We start from the raw sequence: 22,297 nt of genomic DNA on the forward strand, positions 1-22,297 counted from the left end.
GGGGCCGGCGTTCTGATCGCCGTGATAGTTGTCATCCTCCTGGTCTTGCTCTTCACGATCACCAGGTTGTTCAAGAAGGTGCCGCAGGGGAAGGCGCTGATCATCTCGAAGGTCCGCCGCGTCGACGTGACGTTCACCGGCGCGATCGTCCTGCCGGTACTGCACAAGGCCGAGATCATGGACACCTCGGTCAAGGCGATGGAGATCACCCGCACCGGCCGTGAAGGCCTGATCTGCCGGGACAACATCCGCGCCGACATCCGGATCTCGTTCTTCGTCCGGGTCAACAAGACCGTCGAGGACGTCATCAAGGTCGCGCAGGCGATCGGCACCGAACGCGCGAGCCACGAGGCCACGCTGCAGGAGCTGTTCAACGCGAAGTTCTCCGAGGCGTTGAAAACCGTCGGGAAGCAGCTGGACTTCGTGGATCTCTACACGAAGCGCCACGAGTTCCGCGATCAGATCATCCGCGTCATCGGCACCGACCTGAACGGGTACAGCCTCGAGGACGCGGCCATCGACTACCTCGAGCAGACGCCGATGGCGCAGCTCGACTCCGCGAACATCCTCGACGCGCAGGGTATCCGCAAGATCACCGAGCTGACCGCGATCGAGCACGTGCGCACCAACGAGTTCCGCCGCGGCGAGGAAAAAGAGATCACCCGCCAGAACGTGGACGCCCGCGAGGCGATCCTCGAACTGGAGCGCCGTCAGGCCGACGCCGAGATCAAGCAGCGCCGCGAGGTCGAGACCATGCGGGCGCGCGAAGAGGCCGAGATCGCCAAGGTCCAGGCGGAGGAGCGGCTCAAGTCGCAGGCCGCCGACCTGCGCACGGACGAGCAGCTCGGCGTCCAGCACCAGAACCAGCAGCGGGAGATCGAGGTCGCGGGCAAGAACCGCGAGCGCGTCATCGCCATCGAGAGCGAGCGCATCGAGAAGGACAGGCTCCTGGAGGTCATCGGCCGCGAACGCGAGACCGAGCTGTCCCGGATCGCCAAGGACAAGGAAGTCGAGACCGAGAAGCGGTCCATCGCCGAGGTGATCCGCGAGCGGATCGCGGTCGAGAAGACCGTGGCGGAGCAGGAAGAGAACATCAAGAAGCTCCGCGTCGTCGAAGAGGCGGAGCGTCAGCGCTCGGCCACCATCATCCGGGCCGAGGCGGAGGCGCAGGAAAACCTCGTCAAGGACATCAAGGCCGCGGAAGCCGCCGAGGCCGCGTCGAAGCACAAGGCCCGCGAGGAACTGACGCTGGCCGAGGCGCGCCAGCAGGCCGCCGAGCTGGAGACCCGCGCGAAGATCCGTCTCGCGGAGGGCATCCAGGCCGAGGAGGCCGCCGTCGGCCTGGCCGCGGCGCAGGTCAAGGAACGCGACGCGGACGCGCTGGAGAAGGTCGGCCGCGCCGAGGCGATCGTCGAACGCGAGAAGGCGATCGTGCTCGCCGACGCGATGCGCGACAAGCTCAAGGGCGAGGCCGAAGGTCTCACCGAGAAGGCCGCCGCGATGGCCGCGCTCGACAGCGCCAGCCGCCTGCACGAGGAGTACCGCCTGCGCCTGGAGGCGGAGAAGGAGATCCGGCTCGCCGCGCTCAACGTCCAGCGCGAGGTCGCCGAGGCCCAGGCCACGGTCCTGGGCATCGGGCTGGAGAAGGCCGACATCGACATCGTCGGCGGCGAGACCATGTTCTTCGAGAAGGTCATCGGCTCGATCGGGCTCGGCAAGAGCGTCGACGGGTTCGTCGAGCACTCGGACGTCGTCCAGACGCTCGGGAAGTCGTGGCTCGACGGTTCGGGCAGCTTCACCGACGACATCGGCAAGCTGCTCGGCTCGGTGAGCACCGAGGACGTGAAGAACCTGACGCTGTCGGCCTTCCTGGCCAAGCAGCTGCAGGCGGGCGGCCCGGACAGCGGCAAGGTGCAGGAGCTGCTGGCCATGGCGCAGCGGCTCGGCCTCGCCGACAAGTCCGTCGCCACCCTCGCCCCCGCGAAGCAGTGACGGCGACCGAACCGGCGGCAGGAACGGAGCAGCTGGACGCGGGCACCTACGAGGTGCTCCGCGCCCGGCTCGCCGCACAGGCCGCCGAACTGGCGAAACGCGCGGACGAGCTCAACACCGCGCGGCTCGGGGTCTTCGGCAGCGCGCAGCTCGCGCTGATCGGCACGGAGCGGATCCGCACCGCGAACAACTGCGTGCCGCGCGACGTCGTGTCCGTCGGCGGGCGGATGTTGTTCGGCTACAACGTCTTCATCGGGCTCAAACCCGAGACGACGGTCGACGATGTCTTCTCGCTGCACGGCTTCAGCCATGACGAGGAAGCCTTCCGCTTCGACGACGTGCCCGCCGAAGAGCTGCCCGGACTGCTGCGTGACGAGCAGTTCGTCCGCGATTTCGCCGAACTGTACCGGTACTACCGGCAGGCGAAGCTGCTGCAGCTGCGCCGGGTCGAGGGCAAGCTGCTCGCGGTGTTCCAGATCGGCCCGCGGACCGAGGACATCCGCGTGCTGCGCTGGGGCATCGCCGCCGACGGCAAAGTGTCCTATGTGGACAGCCGGGGTGAACGCGACCACGTCTTCCCGCCGTCGCACGACTTCGAATGGATCGAGACCAGCCGCGAGCAGCACGTTCTCGGACGGCATCCGCACATCTCGATCGAGGACGAGGTGTTCGTCGAGACCGTCGGCGGAAACCTGACGATCAAGGTCGAGAACAACACCGAGACCGGCGAGGGCGTCTACTCCGAGCCGGTCGACGAGCCGTTGCAGAGTCTCGCCGACGCCGAGGTGTCCTACGCCAGGATCGGCCCGCTGATCCTGCTGCGGATGCTGCCGTACAAGGAGACCGAACACCGGTACCTGGTGTTCAACACCCGCACCCGCGACGTGGTGCGCCTCGACGGGATCGGGCAGGCGTGCCAGCGGCTGCCCGAGGACCACGGCATCATCTTCCCCGGCGGGTACTACCTCGACACGGGCATCAGCAAGACGTTCGACACCACGGTGGACGAGCTCGAATTCGAGCGCGTGATCCGCTCGCCCAACGGGGAGGACGTGCTCTACGTCTTCCACGCGCGGGCCGAGGGGCGCTCGCTTCTCCTGCCGTACAACGTGATCCGCAAAGAGGTCTCGAACCCGATCCCGTGCCACGGGTACTCGCTGTTCGACGACGGCACGATGGTGCTGTTCCGCGCGCTGTCCGACGAGCCGAGCCGCGTGCATCCGATGCAGGTGTGGCGGACGCCGTTCCAATCGGACACGTTTGCCGCGTCGCAGCCGGCCGGGACAGGGCCGCTGGAGCGGGTCGGCAACGCCGATCTGGTCCGCGGGATCTCCGACTGCCTGTCGATCGGCCGGATGGTCGGCGAGATGGCGCCGTCGGCCGCGGTGTTCGAGGCCCTGATCGCCGCGTGCGCAAGGGTTTTCGATCACTACCACTGGCTCGGTGAGGCCGAACTCGGCGATCTGCGGTCGCCGCTGTCGGACGTCCGGGTCACCGCGGAGCAGGTGCTCGACGAGTTCGAGACGGTCACCTCGCTCACCGCTCAGGCCGCCGAAGCCGTGGAAGAGGCGGCCGCGGAAACCGCGTCGCTCGTGCGCAGGGTGCGCGGCGAGGCGCTGAACGCGGCCGACGCGTGGGTGCGCAGGCTCGCCGAAATGCACCGCGCGCGAGGCCATCTCGTCACCGTGCGGGAACTGCGGTACGTCGACACCGACCGGGTCGACAAGGTGATCGCCGACCTGGACACGGAATTCGGCGAAGCCGCGCAGCGGGCCGTCCGGTTCCTCCAGGGCGAGGACGCGTTCACGAGCTACCACGCAGAGGTCGACAGGCTGGTCGAAGCCGCGGGCGCGATCGCGACCGTCGCCGAGGCGATCCCGGTCGCCGAGCAGCTGGACGAGCAGTCCGGCGGGCTCGAAGTCCTCACCGACGTCGTCGGTGGGCTGGACATCGCGGACGCCGTGGTGCGGACGAAGATCCTCGAACGCGTCGGCGAGGTGATCGGCGGGGTCAACCGGGCCCGTGCCACCCTCGACGCGCGCCGCAAGGAACTGCTGGAGACCGAGGGCCGGGCGGAGTTCGCCGCCGAGTTCGCGCTGCTCGCGCAGGCCATCACCGGCGGGCTCGCGGTCGCGGACACCCCGGACCGCTGCGACGAGCAGCTCGGCAGATTGCTGCTGCAGCTGGAAAATCTCGAATCGCGGTTCGGCGAGTTCGACGACTTCCTGGTTTCGCTGGGCGAAAAGCGCACCGACGTCTACGAGGCGTTCTCCTCGCGCAAGCAGGCGCTGCTCGACGAGCGGGCCCGCCGTGCGGACAGGCTGGTCGATTCGGCCGAACGGATCCTCACGAGCGTGACCAGGCGGGTCGGCACGCTCGGCTCGGTCGACGAGATCAACACCTACTTCGCCTCCGACCCGATGGTCGCGAAGCTGCGCAGCGTCGTCGCCGAACTGCGCGACCTCGGCGACCAGGTACGCGCCGAGGAGCTCGAAGGCCGGGTCAAGGCCGCTCGCCAGGAGGCCGGTCGCGCGCTGCGGGACAGGCTCGACCTCTACGGCGAGGGCGGGGAGACGATCCGCCTTGGCCGCAACACCTTCGCGGTCAACACCCAGGACATCGACCTCACCCTGGTGCCGCACGACGGCGGGATGAAGTTCGCGATCACCGGGACCGACTACCGCTCGCCGGTGCGGGACCCCTCGTTCGAGGCGACGCGGCCGTACTGGGATCAGCTGCTGGTCTCGGAGTCGCCCGAGGTCTATCGCGCCGAGTACCTGGCCACGTCGATCCTGCTCGAGAAGCCGGAGTTGCCGGAGACCGAGCTGCTGGAGGTCGTCCGGCGCGTCGCGGGTGACCGCTACGACGAGGGTTACGCGCGCGGCGTGCACGACCACGACGCCGCCGCGATCCTGGCGGAGCTGCTGCGCCTGCGGTCCGCCGCCGGATTGCTGCGGTATCCGCCCGCCGCACGGGCCGCGGCTCAGCTGTTCTGGGCTTTCGGGGCCGAAGAAGCGGCGAAGTCCGCGTGGACGACGCGCGCCGCGTCGCTCGCGCGGGTGCGGGAGGCGTTCAGCCACACCACGGCGATCGACTCGCTGGCGGGCGAGTTCGCCGAGGCGATGGCCGCGTTCGCCGCGTCGTCCGGGCTGGCGCTGGACCTGGAATTCGCCGGTGAGTACCTGTTCGAGGAACTGGCCGACGCGTCGCCGGGGTTCGTCACCAGCGGCGGCGCGCGGACACTGCTCGACAAGTTCCGGCTCGACCGCCGGAGCTTCGCCGAAGACCTGCGTGCCCTCGAAGACCTCGCGGATCGTCATCAGCTCGCCGAAGCCTGGCTTTCGTCCTTTGTGGACTCAGCCGGGATTCCCGGCGACGAGCTGGCCGAGGCCGTCGCGATGGAACTCGCCGAGCTGCCGCGCTACGACTCGTCGGCGGAGCTTTCGGCCACCGTGGACGGTCTGCTCGGCTCGCATCCGCGGATCGTCAACCGGTCCCTGACGCTGCGGCTGGACGAGACGCTGGCGAGGACCGGGCGGTTCCGGCGTGACCGGGTGCCGGGTTTCCGGGCGTACCAGCGGCAGCGCAACGAACTGGTGGCGGCGGAACGGGACAGGCTGCGGCTGGCCGAGTACAAGCCGAAGGTGATGAGCGCCTTCGTGCGCAACAGGCTGCTCGACGAGGTCTACCTGCCGTTGATCGGCGACAACCTCGCGAAGCAGCTCGGTGCGACCGGTGACGCCCGTCGCACCGACCAGTCCGGGCTGTTGTTGCTGATCTCGCCGCCGGGGTACGGCAAGACGACGCTCATGGAGTACGTCGCGAGCAGGCTCGGACTGGTGTTCGTCAAGGTGAACGGGCCGGCGCTCGGGCACGAGGTCACGTCGGTGGATCCGGCGGACGCGCCCAACGCGACCGCGCGGCAAGAGGTCGAGAAGATCTCGTTCGCGCTGGAGCAGGGCAACAACGTGCTCTTGTACCTGGACGACATCCAGCACACCTCGCCGGAGCTGCTGCAGAAGTTCATCTCGCTGTGCGACGCGCAGCGGCGGATGGAAGGTGTGTGGGAGGGCCGGACGCGGACCTACGACCTGCGGGGCAAGCGGTTCGCCGTCTGCATGGCCGGTAACCCGTACACCGAACAGGGCAAGCGGTTCCGGATCCCGGACATGCTCGCCAACCGCGCGGACGTATGGAACCTCGGCGATGTCCTGTCGGGCAAGGAAGACCTGTTCGCACTGAGCTATATCGAGAACTCGCTCACCGCGAACACCGTGCTCGCGCCACTGGTTTCGCGGGAAAGGTCCGATGTGGACGTTCTCGTGCGGCTGGCCCGCGGCGACGGCTCGGTGCGGGCGGATCAGCTGAAGCACGCGTACTCGGCGACCGAACTGGAGCAGATCCTCGCCGTGCTGCGGAAACTGATCCAGGTGCAGCGGATCGTTTTGGCGAACAATCAGGCGTACATCGCCTCGGCGGCGCAGGCGGACGCGTCCCGTGTCGAACCGCCGTTCCAGCTGCAGGGTTCGTACCGGAACATGAACAAGCTCGCCGGACGGATCGTGCCCGCGATGAACGACGCCGAACTGGAAGCGCTGATCGACGACCACTACGCCGGTGAAGCGCAGACGCTCACTTCGGGCGCCGAGGCCAACCTGCTCAAACTGGCCGAATTGCGCGGACGCCTGAGCGCCTCGGAGGCGCAGCGGTGGGCGGACGTGAAGGCGGCTTACCTGCGGGCGCAGGCGCTCGGCGGCGATGACGAAGACCCGATGAGCCGAGCCGTCGGCGCGATGGGCCTGCTGGCGGATCGGGTCGGCGCGGTCGAGGCGGCGATCGAACGGGCTTCGGAACGGATGGTCGTTCGCGACGTCATGTAGGGCTTTTCTCGGCAGCCGGAGCCCGGCTGCCGAGAAGGCCCAGCTGAGCCACCGTCAGCCGCTCCACCAAAGCAACAGCCCGATACCCCTCACCACCGGAAACCACCGTCACCGGGCCGGCGACGTGCGGGTACTCCTGCGCCACCCGCAGCGCGTCCGAGACCCGTTCGACAGGCCACCCCAGCGCGTCCGCGAGTGCCGGGGAGGAAAGTGCGCGCCCCGCGTGGAGGAGAGCGGCGAGTGCCGTCACCGCGTCGCCGACGTAGACGGCGACGCGGTCGTCCAGCATGACTTCGTTGATGCGCGCGTGGAAGCGGGAGAGGTCGTCCATGCGGGCGCCCGCGGGTGTCGAGGTGCCGAGGACTTCGGCGCCCTGGCGGGCGATCTTGATCCATTCCTGGTTCGCCCGGACGCTTTCGGCCCAGACCCGCTGCGGCATCTCGTCGTCGATGACGTACTGCTCCCGCCTGCCGTCCCGTTCCCGCCGGAGCAGGGCCTGCGTTTCGAGGTAGCGGACGGCGTGCGAGATCGACGCCGGGCTGACCTGGAGCCGCCGGGCGAGTTCCGCCGCGGTGAGGACGCCTTCGTCGCTGACGGACAGGCAAGCGAGCACCCGCGACATCATCCGGGGCAGCCCGGTCGCCACCATCATCTCGGCGAAGTCGGTCTCGAAGGTACGCACGGCCTCCAGATCCCGTCCGTACCCGTTCGTGACGACGGGGGCGGCCCGTGACAGCGGTTTGCGGCGCCGGGCCCGTTCCCCGGTGACCCGGCTCGCTTCGTCGGCGCGGTAGCCGGACTGGCCGCTGTTGCGCGCGACCTCGCGGCTGATCGTCGACGTCGGGCGCCCGAGCCGCCGGGCGATCTCGGCGTATCCGAGGCCGTCCTTGAGCCAGGCCGCGATCAGCCGGCGGTCTTCCAGCGTCAGCCTGCCGCCCGGCATGGGCACCTCCTGTGCGTTCACTCGCAGGTCAGTGCAACGACGTGTTGCATTCATCGGCAAGACCGTTGCAACGATTTCGAGAAATCTACCAGCTATAACGCATAAAATGCCAGAGCGGAGCTTTGGGCAAAGAATAAATGCAACGTAGCCTTTGGTCATGGCTGAAGATCTGGGAGGAACAGCTATGACGACCTCGGTACCGCATCTCGCGGAGATTCCCCTCGAACGGCCGAAGGGCTGCCCGTTCGACCCGCCCGCCGAACTCGGCCCGCTGCGCGACGAGCATCCGCTCGTCCGGCTCACCTTTCCTGACGGTCACGAAGGCTGGCTCGCGACGGGGCACGCGATCGTCCGGGAAATCACCGCGGACACGCGGTTCAGTTCACGGCAGGAGCTGCTGCACTCGCCGCTGCCGGGGCCCTCGGCGATGGTGGTGCCGCCACCCGCGGAGCCGGGCATGTTCATCAAGATGGACGGCGAGGAGCACTCGCGTTACCGCAAGACGCTCACCGGCAAGTTCACCGTCCGCCGGATGCGGCAGCTCACCGAACGGGTCGAGCAGGTGACCATCGAGCACCTCGACGCGATGGAGCGGCAGGGGACGACCGCCGATCTGGTGACGGCTTTCGCACAGCCCATTCCGGCGCTGATGATCTGCGAGCTGCTCGGCGTCCCCTACGACGATCACGAATTCTTCCGGCGCAACGTCGCACCGTTGAACCGGCCGGACGCCTCGCTCGAGGAGCAGGGGGCGGCCATCAACGCGCTGGGGGAGTACCTCTACCGGCTCATCGTGGCCAAACGGGCCGAGCCGACCGACGACATCCTCGGCGAACTCGCGGCGACCGAACTCACCGAAGTGGAACTCACCAGCATCGCGTTCCTCTTGCTGGGGGCAGGTTTGGACACCACGGCCAACATGCTGGCGCTGGGCACGTTCGCGCTGCTGCGGAATCCGGACCAGCTCGCCGCCCTGCGCGAGGACCCGGAGAGCATCGACGGCGCGATCGAGGAGCTCCTGCGCTACCTGGCGATCCCGCACACCGGGGTGCGCACCGCGCTGGAAGACGTCGAGATCGGCGGACAGCTCGTCAAGGCGGGGGAACCGGTCGCGATCTCGGTGCTGGCCGCCAACCGCGACCCGCTGAAGTTCCCCGATCCCGACCGGCTCGACCTCGGCCGCAAGGCCGCCGGGCACCTGTCCTTCGGGCACGGTGTCCACCAGTGCCTCGGCCAGCAGCTCGCGCGTGTCCAGATGAAGGTCGCCTTCGCCGGGCTGCTCGCCAGGTTCCCGTCGCTGCGCCTGGCCGTTCCGGCCGACGAGGTCCCGCTGCGGACGGATTCCGACATCTACGGGGTGTACGCGCTCCCGGTGGCGTGGGACTGATCGCCATGCGGCTCGAAGTCGACCGGGAACGCTGTGTGGGCGCGGGGATGTGCGTGCTGACCGCGCCGGAGGTGTTCGAACAGGACGAGGAAGACGGCCGGGTCCGGTTGCTGGACCCGGAACCGGCCGCGATCGGCGACGCCGTGCAGTTGTGCCCGGCGGCCGCGATCACGGCCGCGGACTGAGTCGTCGGTCCTGGTCAGGGGGTGCCGGGCGGGCACCCCCTGACCGGGGATCAGCCGATCTCCGCGAGGACCTTGCCCGCGTCGGCGTTCCGCACGGCGGTGCCGCCGTAGTTCCGCTGGACCTGGGCCTTCTCCTGGGCGTTCGGGTTCACGTTGGCGCAGCTGACGCCACCGGTCGAACCCGACATCAGCGACGAGCACGGCCCCGGCTTCACGTCGGGCAGGCCGAGGCTGTGGCCCAGTTCGTGCGAGGCGATCCGGGTCTTGTTGTAGCCCTGCTGGACGGCCTGCCTGCCGTACCAGACGGTGACCGTGCCGCTCGGGCGGACCGGCCCGAGGGTGGCGCGCGGCCAGCCGTTGTCGGCGACGATCCGGATGTTGACCCGCTGCCCCGGCGTCGCCTTCACGAGACGGACGTTGGTGACGTTGGTGTTCCAGACGTTGACGCCGGCGGCAACGTCTGCCTTGAACTCCGCGGCCTGGCTGTCGTCGTAGGTCAGGGTGGTCGCCAACATCTCGGCGGCACCGGCGGAGGGTGCCGAGAGCACCGAGATGGAGAGCGCGGCGCCGGTGAGCACCGCGGCGAAGGTACGTCGAAGCACGTTGAACTCCTCGCGTTAAGGCGTGCTGGAATTTCGGAGCAGTGTCGACACTTTTTTGTTCTGGCAAGAGGACCTGTGCGTAATCCTCCGTTGCCTCCGCGTGATGTTAGGACCTGCCGAGGTCGTCGGGGTACCCGCCGATAGTCGCCTGTCGTTAACCACGATCTTGACGTGACCGGAAGACTGTGCCGTTATGACGACGGCGCGTTTCACCGGACACGAAGAACCGATCCTCGCGGTCGCGGTGACGGGAAACCGGCTGGTCACCGGCGGTGCGGATCGGACGGTCCGGGTCTGGGACCTGGAGACCGGCGTCCAGCGTTTCGCGTTGAGCGGCCACGATCGGCCGGTGCTCGCGGTGGGCATCTCAGGTCACCACGTGGTCGGTTGCGATGGTGCGACGGTCCGGCGCTGGCGGCTCGCCGGTCGTGAGGCGTATCCCCCGGAGGTCCAGACCACCAAGCGGACCGTCGCGGTCGCGGTGGCGAAGGACTTCGCCGTGTCCGGCTCGGGAAGCGTGGTCGAGGTCCGGCGGCTGGACGGCGTGACCGTGCGGGGTCTGCGCACCGGCGGCCCGGAGGTCGAATCGGTCGCGGTGACCCCGGACGGCCGGGTGGTCGTCGCCGGCGACGACACCGGTGGAGTCCGGCTGTGGGACAAGGAAGTCGTTTCCCACTACCGGTTCGACGGCGCGGGCACGGTCCGCGTCGTCGCGGTTTCGGCCGACGGCGAGCGGGTGCTGTCCGGCGACGGCGAGACGGTCCGGTTGTGGGGGCGCAACGGCGATCCGGCCCTCGTCTTCCCCGGCCACGCCGGGGTGGTGCGGACGCTGGCCTTCAGCCCGGACGGCAAACTGGTGTTCTCCGGCGGTTCCGGTGGCGAGGTCTGCGTCCGCGAGATCGACGACCCGGCCGGGTACACCCTCCTCAAGGGACACCGGGGGAACGTCCGCGCGATCGCCTGCACGGCGCGCAACGAGAAGATCGTCACGGTCGGGGACGACGGCACGATCCGGGTGTGGGACCGCTTCGGCAACCAGATCGACGGCACCGGTTTCGTCGAGCCCAAACCGGGGCGGGCGCGCCCGCGGATCACGCCCGACGTCGAAAGCCCGCTCGACCTGATCGGCTTCCAGGACGACGTGCGCACCCTCGCCGCGGTCATCGCCGACCGCGAGACCAGCCCGCCGTTGTGCGTCGCGCTGCTGGGCCCCTGGGGGTCCGGCAAGTCCAGTTTCGTGCGGCAGGTGACCGACCGGGTGGCCGAACTGGCGCGCAGGTCCCGCGGCGACGCCGCCACCAGCGTGTTCGCCGGCGAGATCCGGCAGATCCGGTTCAACGCCTGGCAGTACCACGACGACCACCTGTGGGTCGGGCTGGTTGACCATCTGTTCCGGAACCTCGGCGCGCCCGAGACGCACGCGGACGCAGGCGAGGTCCGGGCCGAACGTGAGCGGTTGCGGACCCGGCTCGCGGGTCTCCGTGCCATCAAAGCGGATTCCCCGCTGACCTGGCGCTGGCGGCTTTTGGTGTCCGGGGTGGACCGGGCCGAACGGCGACGGCGGCGTCTCGCCGTCGCGGGCTACGCGGTCTCCGGTGTGCTCGGCCTCGTCGCGGCGATCACCGGCTGGGCCTTGTGGCACAACGCGATCCTCGCCGCGGCGGGCGCCGTCGTCGCGCTCGGCGCCGTGCTGACCCCGGCGCTCACCACCGCCAGGGCGGCGCTCGCGCCGGTCAAGTCCACATTGGACAAACTGCGCGGAGACGTCGAGAAGCGGGCGGAACGCTTCGAGACCGAGGTCCGGGAGACCGAGGAACGGCTCCGGCGGCTGGACGCGGCCACCCGGCTCGGTGACCTGATCGAAGAAGCGAAAACCGGCAGATACGGGGACTACCAAGGCGTTTTCGCCCGTGTCCGGGAGGATCTCGCGGACCTCAGCGCCGATCTGGCCGGCGCGCGAGCCGAATGGCAGCTGGCGGGCGGCAAGGGCGCACCGCCGCTGGAACGCATCGTGCTCTACATCGACGACCTCGACCGCTGCCCGCCGTCGAAGGTGATCGAGGTGCTCGCGGCGGTCCATCTGCTGCTGGCCCTGCCCGCGTTCGTCGTCGTGGTGGCCGTCGATCCGCGGTGGTTGCGGCGATGCCTCGACCAGCACCACGAAGAGCTTTTCGGCGCCGGGGAAGCGCGGCGGACCGAGTACCTCGACAAGATCTTCCAGATCGTGTTCGCCTTGCGCCCCATGGGAGCCGCGGCCGACGAACTGATCGACGCCCTGATGCCGATCGAAGGACGGGAGCCGGCGCCGCACGGGCGCGAAGAATGGCCGGAGGACGGGGACACCGCCGAAAGCGGCGAAAACGGCGAACCGGTGGAAGTGCTCGTCGAGGAAACGGCCCCGCCGACGTTCTACAACATGCGGCCGGACCGGTTGCGGCTCACCGAGGTCGAACGCGCTTTCGTGCACGTGTTGCGGAAAAAGCTCAACACACCGCGCGAGATCCGGAAACTGATCAACCTGTACCGGCTCGTGCGCATCGGCATCCCGGACGCGGAACTGGCGCGGTTCGTCGGCGGCCCCTACCGGGCGGTGCTGGTCCTGCTGACCCTGCTGGTCGCCGATCCGGACGCCGCACGCTCGACCTTCATCGCGCTTTCCGGCGGCGACTCGTTGCAGGAGGCCTTTCCACCTGAATGGCGGCTAGACGTCGAATCCTTCGATGATCTACAGGTCTATCGGAATTGGGTGGGCACTCTCGCCCGCTTCAGTTTCGAAACCTACGATCTGGTGACCGGGGAAATGGAAGCGGGAACCACGTTGTAGCTACACTTGCGCGCTACAACGGCGAGGGGCGGCGTATGCGGAGATCAGGCTGGCTTGCGCTCGCCTTCGGCGGGCTCGTCGGGGCGTTGGTGATCGTTCTCCTCGCGACCGTCGTCACCCCGCCGTCGAACGCGGCACGGACCGACTGCGTCGGACTGGTCATCAGTTCCTCCACGGAGAAGGGCGACCTGATCGCCGAACTGGCCGGGCGGTACAACAACACCGGCCGGACGTTCGGCGACGGCCGGTGCGCGAAGGTCGAGTCGTTCAAGAAGACCTCGGGTGCCACGCTCGACCTCATCGCCGACGGCTGGAACGACGTCGACCAGCGGCAGCCCGAACCCCAGGTCTGGCTGCCGAGTTCGTCGCTCTGGCTCGATCTGCTGCGCCAGCGCGGCAAAGGGGGCCTGATCCAGGACGGCACGAAGACCTCGCTCGCGACGAGCCCGATGGTGATGGCGATGCCGGAGCCGATGGCCAAGGCGATGGGCTGGCCGGACACGAGCATCGGCTGGGGTGACGTGCTGGCGGTGAACCAGAACGGCGGCTGGGCGTCGAAAGCCGGGGCGAACGCCCAGTGGGGGAACTTCACGCTGGGCAAGGACAACCCGCGGCGGTCGACGTCCGGGCTCGCCGCGACCATCGCGACCTACTTCGCGGCCACCGGCGGCGACTACACCAAGATCGGGACGACCGAAGCCGTCCGGTTCGTCCGCGGCATCGAGGCGTCGGTCGCCTACTACAGCGACGATTCGGTGGCCTTCCTGAAGACGCTGTACGACGAGGACCGCAAGAAGCCCACGCCCTACATCAGCGCGATGGCGATGCAGGAGCAGATGGTCTACCTCTACAACCGCGGCGTGCCGACCGGTGATCCCGCGCAGCTGAACGGGAACCCCGTCCCGCCGGTGCGCCCGCTGGTCGCGGTGCACCCGAAGGAAGGGACGATGCTGATCGACCATCCCTTCCTGGTCACCGCGAAAGCGTCGCCGGAACAGCAGGAGGCGGCGAAGGATCTCTACGCCTTCCTGCTGGAACCCGACCAGCAGAAACGCTTCCGGGAACTCGGGTTCCGCGACCCCGGCGGCAACGGGAGCCAGGAGCTGGCCGAGGTCGTGCGCACCAAGGACACGCGGGAAACCCCGAAGATCGAGGTCCCGACCGGAGACCAGATCCAGAAGATGCTGGACGGCTGGGAGTACACGCAACGGCGCGGCCGGATCCTGCTGGTGCTGGACCTGTCCGGATCGATGAAGGATCCGTTCGACAAGAACCGCAAGGACAAGCCGTACTCCGATCGCCGGATCGACCTGCTGAAACCCGCGATCAAGAAACAGCTCGAATATCTGCATCCCGAGGACGAGGTCGGGCTGTGGACGTTCTCGGACGGGTACGAGGAAGAGATGCCGATCGGCAAGGTGAAGAACGTCCGCGGGCCGATGATCGACCTGGTCGAAAACCTGGTCCCGAAAGGAAACACGGCGCTGTACAAGACCGTGGCGGCCGCCAACGACAAGATGCGGCGGGAGTTCGACCCGAACGTCATCAACGCCATCGTCTTCCTGACCGATGGCGAGAACACCGGCGACGGGAGCAAGGACGACATGCTCAAGGCCGTCGACGCCGAACGGCTGGACAACTCCGTCCGGATCTTCACGATGGCCTACGGCGCGCAGGCGGACGGCCGCGTTCTCGACGAGATCGCGCAGAAGTCCAAGGCCCGCAGCTACCAGGCCGTCGACCCGCAGAGCATCGACAAGATGTTCGTCAACGTCTTCAGTAACTTCTGACATGGCCGAGCACGACAACCGCCCGTTCCACGTCGTCGCCGGCGTACTCGCGCTGATCGCCGGGCTGATCGGCCGCGCGGTGACGTACCCGCATCCCGCGGCCTGGCTCTTCGGCGCCGTCGCCGCTTTCGCCGCGCTGGTTCCCGCCGAGATCGCGTTCCTCGCGCTGAACGGCAGGCGATCGAAGCCGCCGAAAGGGAAACCGGCGGGCTACGACCACTACAGCATGCTCGGGCGGGCGCTGACGGCCATCGAATCGGTGCAGCCGGGCGAAGCCGAGCTTTCCGGAGCGTTCAAGCGGGCGGTGGCTCGACTCGAAGACCGCAGGGGCCGGAACGCGCCCGAGGTCGTCGAACTGCAGGTCACGGTGAAGCAGACCACCGAGAAGCTGGAGCGACACGCACGGGACGCGGACCCGGATCCGGTGATGCTCGTCGAACGGATGCGGCTGTACCGGGAAACGCTCGAAGAGGCCATCGCGGTGGTCGAACCACGCTGAGTGTTCGGTGCCGAACAGACTACGGCCGTGCGTCATGCTGATCTGACAGTATGCCGTTGATCGGGCGCCGGGTTGTCGAGGGCGTGGAACATGTGGTCGTGCCGGTGGAGCACCGGTTCAGCCTGGAGGAAGCCGTGCTGGCGGTGATGGCCGCCAAAAGCACCGTGCGGCCCGCTCCAGGAATCAAGGTCGCTCCGCTGAAGGTCTCCGAGGTACGGTCAGCGCTGCTCTACGCGGCGAAACACGCCGACAGGCGACACCAGATCGTGGACAGCTATTTCGTCGAGGCCGAGGACGGGCCGTTGCACCGGCTGGCCGAGTGGATCAGATCGGAATTGGTCCGGCTGGGCATCTTCACCACGCACGACGGTTCCGCCGCCGGATCGGGTGGCCGATTCGGTTACTCTCCGCGATAGGTGTTCACGACTGCCTGGGAGGGTGTTTCGTGGGTTTGGGCCCGGAGGCCGCCGAAGAGAGAGAACGTCCGTTCCTGGAGCGGCTGGACGAACCCGTCCGTGCCCGGTTGCTGGAGATGGGTACCCCGCAGACCTACGAGAGCAGACAGGCGCTGATGCGGTCGGGTGAGCCCGGCGACTTCGTCATGCTGCTGAGGCACGGCTACGTGAAGGTGACCAGCGCCGACCGGATGGGGGCGACGGTCATCCTCGACGTCGGCGTGCCCGGCGATCTGCACGGCGAGATCGCGGTGATCGCGGGCGGCATCCGGATGGCCGACGTCGTCGCCATCGAGGAAGTGCACGTCCGGCGGATCGCGGCGAGCGAGTTCAACCGGTTCCTGCTGGATCATCCGGCGGCGATGCGGGAGGTGCTCGTCAGCGTCGCCCGCCGGTTCGTGCTCGCCCAGCGGCAGCGGACGCAGTCCTGGAAACCGCAGGCGGTGGCCAGGGTCGCGACCCGGCTGGACTACCTCGTCGACGTCTGTGGCATCCGGACGCCCGCCGGCTGGCGGATCGGGATCCCGCTGAGCCAGGACGAACTCGCGCAGTTCATCCCGATGGGCCGGACCATGGTCGCGCAGGCGCTGGACAAACTCCGGAAGGCGGGAGTTGTGGCCAGTTCGCGCCGTGCGATCACCGTTGTCGATCGCGAGGCATTGCGGGTGATCACGGAAAAAGGTGTGACTTAGCTCACTGGCGTTGACCAGCGCGGGGTCAGGTTTTGTTCGGTTCCGAACAGAACTTCCGGTGAGGAGTGGGAACACTGCTTCCTGCCGCCAGTTTTCACCGATCAGGGGAGGGGTCGCAGAGATGCAGGTGCTGACCTCAGGCCATTACAACGCGCACACCCACGCCGTACTTTCCGTCGACATCGTCGGTTCGTCCAAGGCCAGCGATGACCTGCTGGACCCGATGAAGACCGAGATGGAAACGCTGGTTTCCCGCTCTTTCAACGCGGTGGGGCTCGCTCCGGGGGAAGCGCGTCACTTCCGGGAGACCGGGGACGGGCTGATGGTCGCGTATCCGGACCACGCCGTCGGCCAGCTCTGCGAGGTCGTGTTCCATCTGGACCATCTGCTCCGGACCCGCAACCGCTACGCCCGCGTCCCGATGCGGGCGCGGGTGGCGGTCCACATGGGACCGATGGCGGACAACCACCGCTACCACCGCACGTACATCACGCTGACCCGGTTGCTGTGCGCCTCGACCTTCAACGAAGCCGTCGGCTACTGGTGCCGGTCCGATCCGACGGGCGACAAGTTCGGCGCCGGGATGATCGTCTCGCAATCCGTGTGGCGCAACGTGGTCGAGCCGTTCGGGGTCGCGCTGGTCCCGCCTGCGCGCTGCGCCCGGATCAGCGTCACGACCCCGGATTTCGCGGACAGCGCGTGGATCCACTTGCCTGGCCTGGACGCCGAAGCGGTCCTGGCCGAACTGAACCCCGCTGTCGCGGTGCCGCTCGTGTTCAACCGGGTGAGCCGGTTGTCGACGACGGCCTGACCCAGACCGGGCGGTCCGGTTTCCAGGGAGGGAAAGCCGTATCGCTCGCCGGTTTCTGGCCCGGTACCCCTACGCCGGGCCAGAAACCGGACCCCCCGGCGCGGGGAGTGGGGGCGCGGGTCATCCCCACCGCGCCCCCACAGCGTTCCGTCTACTGACGGCAGCGTTTCCCGCTGTTGACGCACTTCACCAGCTGGTTCATCAGCCGCTGTGACATGACGTTCGCGAAGTCGTCGTGATCGGACCGCGGGTTGTGCTTCTCCTGCGCGAACGCGTCGACCGCGAACTGCCCGGCGGTCTGGATGTTCAGCGGGATGTCGTACACCAGCGTGATCTTCAGCTGTGGCACGTTCTTGAAGCCACGCGGGCAGTTCCCGTTCCGGTCGGAGAACACGATGTGCGTGCGGTGGTTGGCGCTGTCGGTGTTCTTCCCGTCCCAGCAGTTCGGGAACGCGTGGATCCGGGTGACCTTGCTGCCCTGCGGGCAGATCGGGTACAGCTCGGTGAGCCGGTCCTCGAAGCCGCTGCAGGTCCAGCTGGGCCGGGCGTTGGCCGGGCCGTTGGTGCTCTGCTTGGCGTCGCCGTAGAGCACGCGCAGGAACTTCGGCATCGCGACGACGCGGCGGGCACCGCCGCTGGTGAAGGTCAGGTCCGCCTTCACGGGGCGCTGGATCTCGCCTTCGTTGTTGCCGATCTCGTTGTTGTCGTTGACGCCGGGCAGGTCGGCGGCCTTGCCGTCGGCCTGCTTCTTCTCGGCGTCGCCGGCGGCGTTGCTGTTCTCGCCGCCGTTGTCGAGGCCGCCTTCGCCGTTCTGCTTCACCGCGCAGCCGGCGAGCAGCTCTTCGTCCTTCGCGGCCTGCTTGCCCGCCTGTTCCAGGGTGTCGTTGATCTTCTTGATCGACGGCTTCCGCTTGTCCTTCAGCTCAGTGAGCACCTGGCCCGCCTGTTTTCCTTGCGCCAGTTGCTTGTTGGCGTTGTCGGACTCCTGGTCGAGCTTGTCGAGGTTCTCGTCGACGGCGGGCATGGCCTGGTCGGGAACGTCGTCGAGTTCGCTGGCGACGTCGGGGCAGTCGACCTGGGCGCCCGCCTCGTCCTTGGCCGCGTCGACGCGGTCGGCGGCGAGTTTCTCCTCGTCCGCCGCCTGGTTTTCTTCCTCTTCCTCGGTGTTGATCCGGATGACCGGCCAGAAGTAGGCCGACTTGTCCCCGTTCTTGCAGGTGGTGCCCGCGCGCAGCAGGCTCTTGTTGTTCGAGTCCGCGTTGGTCGAAAGGTTCCCGACGTAGTCGTGGAGGTGCTCGGCGCCGTTGCGGACACCGGGCTGTGCGATGAAGTTGTCGCCGTTGAAGTGGCCGTTCTCGTTGCGGCCGCAGTCCACGGTGAACGTCCCTCGGGCGCCTCGTCTGGCGAGGTCGAGGTTGACGTTGGTGCCGCGGGGAACCTGCTTGATGTCGATGAAGAACGACTTGTCCGCGTTGTCGGCCCTGGCCGCGTCGGGGGTTCCGGTCGTGTTGATCACGACGATCCCGCCGACCGCGAGGGAAAGCGCGATGGCTCCCGTGGCGACCTTGGTGCGACGCGCCATGCGATGGCGACCTGCGGTTCTTTGGTTACGGGGCATGAACTTGTTCACCTCGTTCGGTGTCGTTGCACGGAGTCCGGGGGAGGCGGCGCCGGCAGCGCCGGTGTCACTGACTCCGTGTTGGCTGAAACGGCCCCGAAGCGAACGCGGTTCAAAAAGCGATCTCGCCGTTATCTTTTCGTTACCTTCGGCGAAGGTGGTACGCGACGCCCAGGACGATGGTGATCGGCCCCCAGAGCGAGAGCGGGGCGATGCACACCCTCGCCAGGATTTCCCAGCCTTCGTCGAGGTAGGCGACGCCTTCGCGCACCCCGAACACCGTGAGATGGCGGCCGTCGCCGAGCGGGATCGCGCTGAACAACGCCGTGAGGATCAGGCCTCCGGCGACAGCGGGGACAGCGGCCACGAGAAGCCGGACGGGTTTGCCGCCGAGGAACGGGATCCACCGGGGAACCGGTCGCTCGGTGTCGCTGACGGCCGGGGGCAGGTGCAGGATCTTCATGGGACTGACCCTGTCGCCGTGAGGCGCCGGAAAGATCACTCGCGCGGACAAGTGCTCTCCTTCCGGAGAGGGAAAAGGGCCCGGCCTCGGGGCAGTCGAGGCCGGGCCGGTTTTCCCGCTGGTCAGGCGTCCACCTTGTCCTTGGGCTCCGCCTCGGTGGCGGTGGGACGGGCAGGCAGGAAGCGCTTGATCAACGGGAAGAACAGGATCACCAGGATGATCACGTAGACCACGATCGCGAACGGGGTGTTGAACAATCCGCTCAGGCTGCCGTCGCTCAGCTGCAGCGCGCGCCGCATCTGCTGTTCGGCGGCCGGGCCGAGGATGACGCCGATGATCGCCGGCAGCACCGGCAGCCCGTAGCGGCGCATCGCGAAGCCGATCAGGCCGATCACGAACATCACCAGCAGGTCGAAGATGTCCGCGTTGACCGCGTACGCGCCGACACTGGCGAAGAACAGGATGCCCGCGTAGAGGTACGGCCTCGGGATCCGCAGCAGTTTCGCCCACAGCGGCGCCAGCGGCAGGTTCAGCACCAGCAGCAGTGTCAGTCCGACGAACAGTGAGGCGATCAGGCCCCACACCAGCGAAGACTCCCGCTCGAACAGCAGTGGTCCCGGCTGGATGCCGTACTGCTGGAACGCCGCGAGCATCACGGCCGCGACCGCGGTGGTCGGCAGGCCGAGCGTCAGCATCGAGACCAGCGTCCCGGCGGCCGACGCCGACGCCGTCGCTTCCGGACCCGCGACGCCTTCGATGGCACCCTTGCCGAACTCGTCCTTGTGCTTCGACAGCCGCTTTTCCGTGACGTACGAGAGGAAAGTCGGGATCTCCGCGCCACCCGCGGGCACCGCGCCGAACGGGAATCCGATGAGCGGCCCGCGCAGCCACGGCTTCCACGTCCGCTTCAGGTCGGCGCGGGAGAGCCACGGCCTGCCGACCGGGATCGGTTTGAACGCGTTGCGCCGCAGATGCGCGGCGACCCACAGCGACTCGCCGACCGCGAACAGCGCGACCGCCACGATGACGACGTCGATGCCGTCGGCCAGGTGCAGTGAGCCGAAGGTCAGCCGCTGCTGGCCGGTCATCTCGTCGAGGCCGACCAGTCCGATGGTGAGCCCGATCAGCAGCGACGCCACGCCGCGGATCCGGGAACTGCCGAGCACCGACGTGACCGCGATGAACGCCAGCACCATGATCGCGAACAGGTCCGGCGCGCCGATGTCGACGGCGTGCTTCGCGATCACCGGGGCCAGCACGACCAGCGCGATCGTGCCGAGGATGCCGCCGACGAAATGCCCGATCGCGGCCGCCGCAAGCGCTTGCGCCCCGCGGCCCTTGCGGGCCATGGGATTGCCGTCGATGGCCGCGACCACCGCCGCGCTCTCACCCGGCGTGTTCAGCAGGATCGACGTCGTCGAGCCGCCGAACATCCCGCCGTAGTAGATGCCGGCGAACATGATGAACGCGCCGGTGGGCTCCAGGCCGTAGGTCACCGGGAGCAGCAGCGCCACCGCCATGGCCGGGCCGATACCCGGCAGCACACCGATCGCGGTGCCGAGCAGGACACCGATCGCCGCCATCGCGATATGGGTCGGGGTCAGCGCGGTGCCGAAGCCGTCGATGAGTTGCTGGAACATCAGAACACCTCCATCAACGGGCCACCGGGGAGCGGGACACCGAGCAGGTTGTTGAAGACCAGGAAGGTCACGACGGACATGCCCGCCGCGATCAGCGGGTCACGCACCAGGTTGCGGCTGCCGAGCGCGTACGCCGCGCCCCAGAACAGGATCGCGCCCGAGATCGGGAACCCGACCAGGCCGATCAGCGCCGCGTTGGCGAGGAAGGCGCCGCACAGCAACAGGACCGTGCGCAGGTCCGCGGGCTCGGTGAGGTCGATGTCCTCGCCGCCCTCGGCCTCGCCCTTGCCGCCGCGCAGCACGTCGCGCGCCAGCAGCACGGCGACGATCAGCAGCAGGGAGCCGACCAGGATCGGCACCGCCTTCGGCCCCACCGGCCCGCGCTGGGCGAAGTCGGTGGGGATGCTCAGCGCGTCGGTGAGCACCAGCACGCCGAGCGCCAGGAGTCCCACGCTCACCCCGAGTTCGGAGCGCTCCTTCAGCCATGTGGTCGTCATGCGAGACCCAGCTCTTTCAGCACCGTTGCCACTCGCGTGTTCTCCTCTTTGAGAAACGAACCGAACTGCTCACCGGGCGCGAAGGCGCCGGTCCATCCGTTGCGCTGCAAGGCTTCCTGCCACTGCGGCGTCTTCTGCAGCCGGTCGAACAGGCTGACCAGTTTCGCCCGGTCCGATTCGGTGATGCCGGGCGGCGCGACGATGCCGCGCCAGTTGGTGAACTTGACGTCCACCCCGGACTCCGAAAGCGTCGGCGCGTCGATGCCGGGGATCCGCTTCTCGCTGGTCACCGCGAGCACCCGCAGCGTGCCCGCCGCGATCTGGTCGCGGTATTCGCCGACACCCGAGACACCGAACGCGACCTTGCCGCCGAGGACCGACGCGAGCAGCTCGCCACCGCCGTCGAACTGGACGTAGTTGACCTTTTTGGGGGCGAGCCCGACCGCCTTCGCCATCAGCATCGGCGCCAGGTGGTCCGGGCCGCCGGGCGACGAGCCGCCGCCGACCTGGACCGCGCCCGGATCGGCCTTCCAGGCCGAGATGAGCTGGCCGATCGTCTTGTACGGCGAGTCCTTGCCGACCACGACGATGTCGGACTCTTCGATCAGCTTCGCCACCGGTGTGGTGTCGAGCAGCGAAGACGGCGACTTGTTCGTGAACACGCTGCCGACGACGCCGAGACCCATCGACATGACGAGTTTGCCGTTGCCACGTTCGGCCACCGTGCGGCCGAGGCCGACCGTGCCGCCGGCACCGGGGAGGTTGAACACCTCCGCGTTGCCGAGCAGGTCGGCGTCCTCCATCGCCTTGGTCGCCGTGCGGGCCGTGATGTCGTAACCGCCGCCGGGCGCGTTGGGCACGAGCACCCGCATCGACCGGATCTGCGAGCCTTCGTCGGCCTCGCTGCCCGGTGTGAGCAAGGGTGGCACCAGCAAGACGGCGACGAGCGCCGCCGCGATGGCCAACCAGCTACTGGGCTTCACTGTGATCCCCGCCTCTCTGCCGCGTGGTTGGACATG

At 68.2% G+C, this 22,297-nt stretch carries 17 protein-coding genes; 10 read left to right on the top strand and 7 right to left on the bottom strand.

From position 1 onward, the window contains the following. The first annotated feature begins 45 nt into the window (after nucleotides 1-45). Both AMYAL_RS0124855 and AMYAL_RS0124860 read left to right on the top strand, forming a co-directional pair. Nucleotides 46-1,992 (top strand): flotillin family protein, encoded by a 1,947-nt coding sequence (locus AMYAL_RS0124855; protein WP_245193024.1) that lies wholly within the window; start codon nucleotides 46-48, stop codon nucleotides 1,990-1,992. Then, nucleotides 1,989-6,872 carry a DNA repair ATPase gene (locus AMYAL_RS0124860; RefSeq protein WP_020633971.1) on the top strand — a complete coding sequence of 1,628 codons (4,884 nt, stop codon included), beginning with the start codon at nucleotides 1,989-1,991 and terminating at the stop codon, nucleotides 6,870-6,872. Before AMYAL_RS0124855 ends, AMYAL_RS0124860 begins: the two co-directional genes overlap by 4 nt. Here AMYAL_RS0124860 and AMYAL_RS0124865 read toward each other — a convergent pair. Then, nucleotides 6,865-7,815: a helix-turn-helix domain-containing protein gene (locus AMYAL_RS0124865; RefSeq protein ID WP_020633972.1), complete on the bottom strand. Its 951-nt coding sequence runs from the start codon at nucleotides 7,813-7,815 to the stop codon at nucleotides 6,865-6,867. The two genes, AMYAL_RS0124860 and AMYAL_RS0124865, sit on opposite strands and share 8 nt — an antisense overlap. A 184-nt stretch (nucleotides 7,816-7,999) precedes the next feature. Here AMYAL_RS0124865 and AMYAL_RS0124870 point away from each other — a divergent pair, with 184 nt between their 5' ends. Next, the gene (locus tag AMYAL_RS0124870) at nucleotides 8,000-9,202 is read left to right on the top strand and encodes a cytochrome P450 (RefSeq protein ID WP_020633973.1); all 1,203 of its coding nucleotides are present in this window, start codon (nucleotides 8,000-8,002) and stop codon (nucleotides 9,200-9,202) included. Beyond that, the gene (locus AMYAL_RS0124875; protein ID WP_020633974.1) at nucleotides 9,193-9,387 is read left to right on the top strand and encodes a ferredoxin; all 195 of its coding nucleotides are present in this window, start codon (nucleotides 9,193-9,195) and stop codon (nucleotides 9,385-9,387) included. The genes AMYAL_RS0124870 and AMYAL_RS0124875 overlap by 10 nt, the downstream gene beginning before the upstream one ends. Nucleotides 9,388-9,437: 50 nt before the next feature. Here AMYAL_RS0124875 and AMYAL_RS0124880 read toward each other — a convergent pair whose 3' ends face one another. Continuing rightward, nucleotides 9,438-9,989: a snapalysin family zinc-dependent metalloprotease gene (locus AMYAL_RS0124880; protein ID WP_020633975.1), complete on the bottom strand. Its 552-nt coding sequence runs from the start codon at nucleotides 9,987-9,989 to the stop codon at nucleotides 9,438-9,440. A gap of 193 nt (nucleotides 9,990-10,182) precedes the next feature. Between AMYAL_RS0124880 and AMYAL_RS0124885 the strand changes: the two genes are divergently transcribed. The 6 genes from AMYAL_RS0124885 (at nucleotide 10,183) to AMYAL_RS0124910 (ending at nucleotide 17,060) form a co-directional block, all read left to right on the top strand. Next, nucleotides 10,183-12,813, top strand: coding sequence for a P-loop NTPase fold protein (locus tag AMYAL_RS0124885; RefSeq protein WP_020633976.1), 2,631 nt, complete (start codon nucleotides 10,183-10,185; stop codon nucleotides 12,811-12,813). 35 nt (nucleotides 12,814-12,848) lie between these two features. Beyond that, nucleotides 12,849-14,603 (top strand): substrate-binding and vWA domain-containing protein, encoded by a 1,755-nt coding sequence (locus AMYAL_RS0124890; protein WP_020633977.1) that lies wholly within the window; start codon nucleotides 12,849-12,851, stop codon nucleotides 14,601-14,603. Nucleotide 14,604: 1 nt separating this feature from the next. Next, the gene (locus AMYAL_RS0124895) at nucleotides 14,605-15,102 is read left to right on the top strand and encodes a hypothetical protein (protein WP_020633978.1); all 498 of its coding nucleotides are present in this window, start codon (nucleotides 14,605-14,607) and stop codon (nucleotides 15,100-15,102) included. 50 nt (nucleotides 15,103-15,152) lie between these two features. Then, on the top strand, nucleotides 15,153-15,518 hold the full coding sequence (locus AMYAL_RS0124900; RefSeq protein ID WP_007034234.1) for a hypothetical protein: 366 nt from the start codon (nucleotides 15,153-15,155) through the stop codon (nucleotides 15,516-15,518). A 29-nt stretch (nucleotides 15,519-15,547) separates the two neighbouring features. Further along, nucleotides 15,548-16,249 (top strand): Crp/Fnr family transcriptional regulator, encoded by a 702-nt coding sequence (locus AMYAL_RS0124905; protein ID WP_020633979.1) that lies wholly within the window; start codon nucleotides 15,548-15,550, stop codon nucleotides 16,247-16,249. A gap of 121 nt (nucleotides 16,250-16,370) precedes the next feature. Then, nucleotides 16,371-17,060 carry a hypothetical protein gene (locus tag AMYAL_RS0124910; protein ID WP_020633980.1) on the top strand — a complete coding sequence of 230 codons (690 nt, stop codon included), beginning with the start codon at nucleotides 16,371-16,373 and terminating at the stop codon, nucleotides 17,058-17,060. A 151-nt stretch (nucleotides 17,061-17,211) separates the two neighbouring features. Here the strand turns inward: AMYAL_RS0124910 and AMYAL_RS0124915 are convergent, their stop codons facing one another. From AMYAL_RS0124915 to AMYAL_RS0124935, 5 genes are all read right to left on the bottom strand, one after another. Beyond that, on the bottom strand, nucleotides 17,212-18,642 hold the full coding sequence (locus AMYAL_RS0124915) for a DUF1996 domain-containing protein (RefSeq protein WP_020633981.1): 1,431 nt from the start codon (nucleotides 18,640-18,642) through the stop codon (nucleotides 17,212-17,214). A gap of 178 nt (nucleotides 18,643-18,820) precedes the next feature. Continuing rightward, complete coding sequence (locus tag AMYAL_RS46075; RefSeq protein WP_020633982.1) at nucleotides 18,821-19,141, bottom strand: hypothetical protein; 321 nt, start codon at nucleotides 19,139-19,141, stop codon at nucleotides 18,821-18,823. 122 nt (nucleotides 19,142-19,263) lie between these two features. Then, nucleotides 19,264-20,781 carry a tripartite tricarboxylate transporter permease gene (locus AMYAL_RS0124925; protein ID WP_020633983.1) on the bottom strand — a complete coding sequence of 506 codons (1,518 nt, stop codon included), beginning with the start codon at nucleotides 20,779-20,781 and terminating at the stop codon, nucleotides 19,264-19,266. Next, on the bottom strand, nucleotides 20,781-21,278 hold the full coding sequence (locus tag AMYAL_RS0124930) for a tripartite tricarboxylate transporter TctB family protein (protein WP_020633984.1): 498 nt from the start codon (nucleotides 21,276-21,278) through the stop codon (nucleotides 20,781-20,783). Before AMYAL_RS0124930 ends, AMYAL_RS0124925 begins: the two co-directional genes overlap by 1 nt. Further along, nucleotides 21,275-22,243: a Bug family tripartite tricarboxylate transporter substrate binding protein gene (locus AMYAL_RS0124935; RefSeq protein ID WP_020633985.1), complete on the bottom strand. Its 969-nt coding sequence runs from the start codon at nucleotides 22,241-22,243 to the stop codon at nucleotides 21,275-21,277. The genes AMYAL_RS0124930 and AMYAL_RS0124935 overlap by 4 nt, the downstream gene beginning before the upstream one ends. Nucleotides 22,244-22,297: the final 54 nt, after the last annotated feature.

The organism is Amycolatopsis alba DSM 44262, assembly GCF_000384215.1.
In the GTDB taxonomy this organism is placed as follows: Bacteria; Actinomycetota; Actinomycetes; order Mycobacteriales; family Pseudonocardiaceae; genus Amycolatopsis; species Amycolatopsis alba.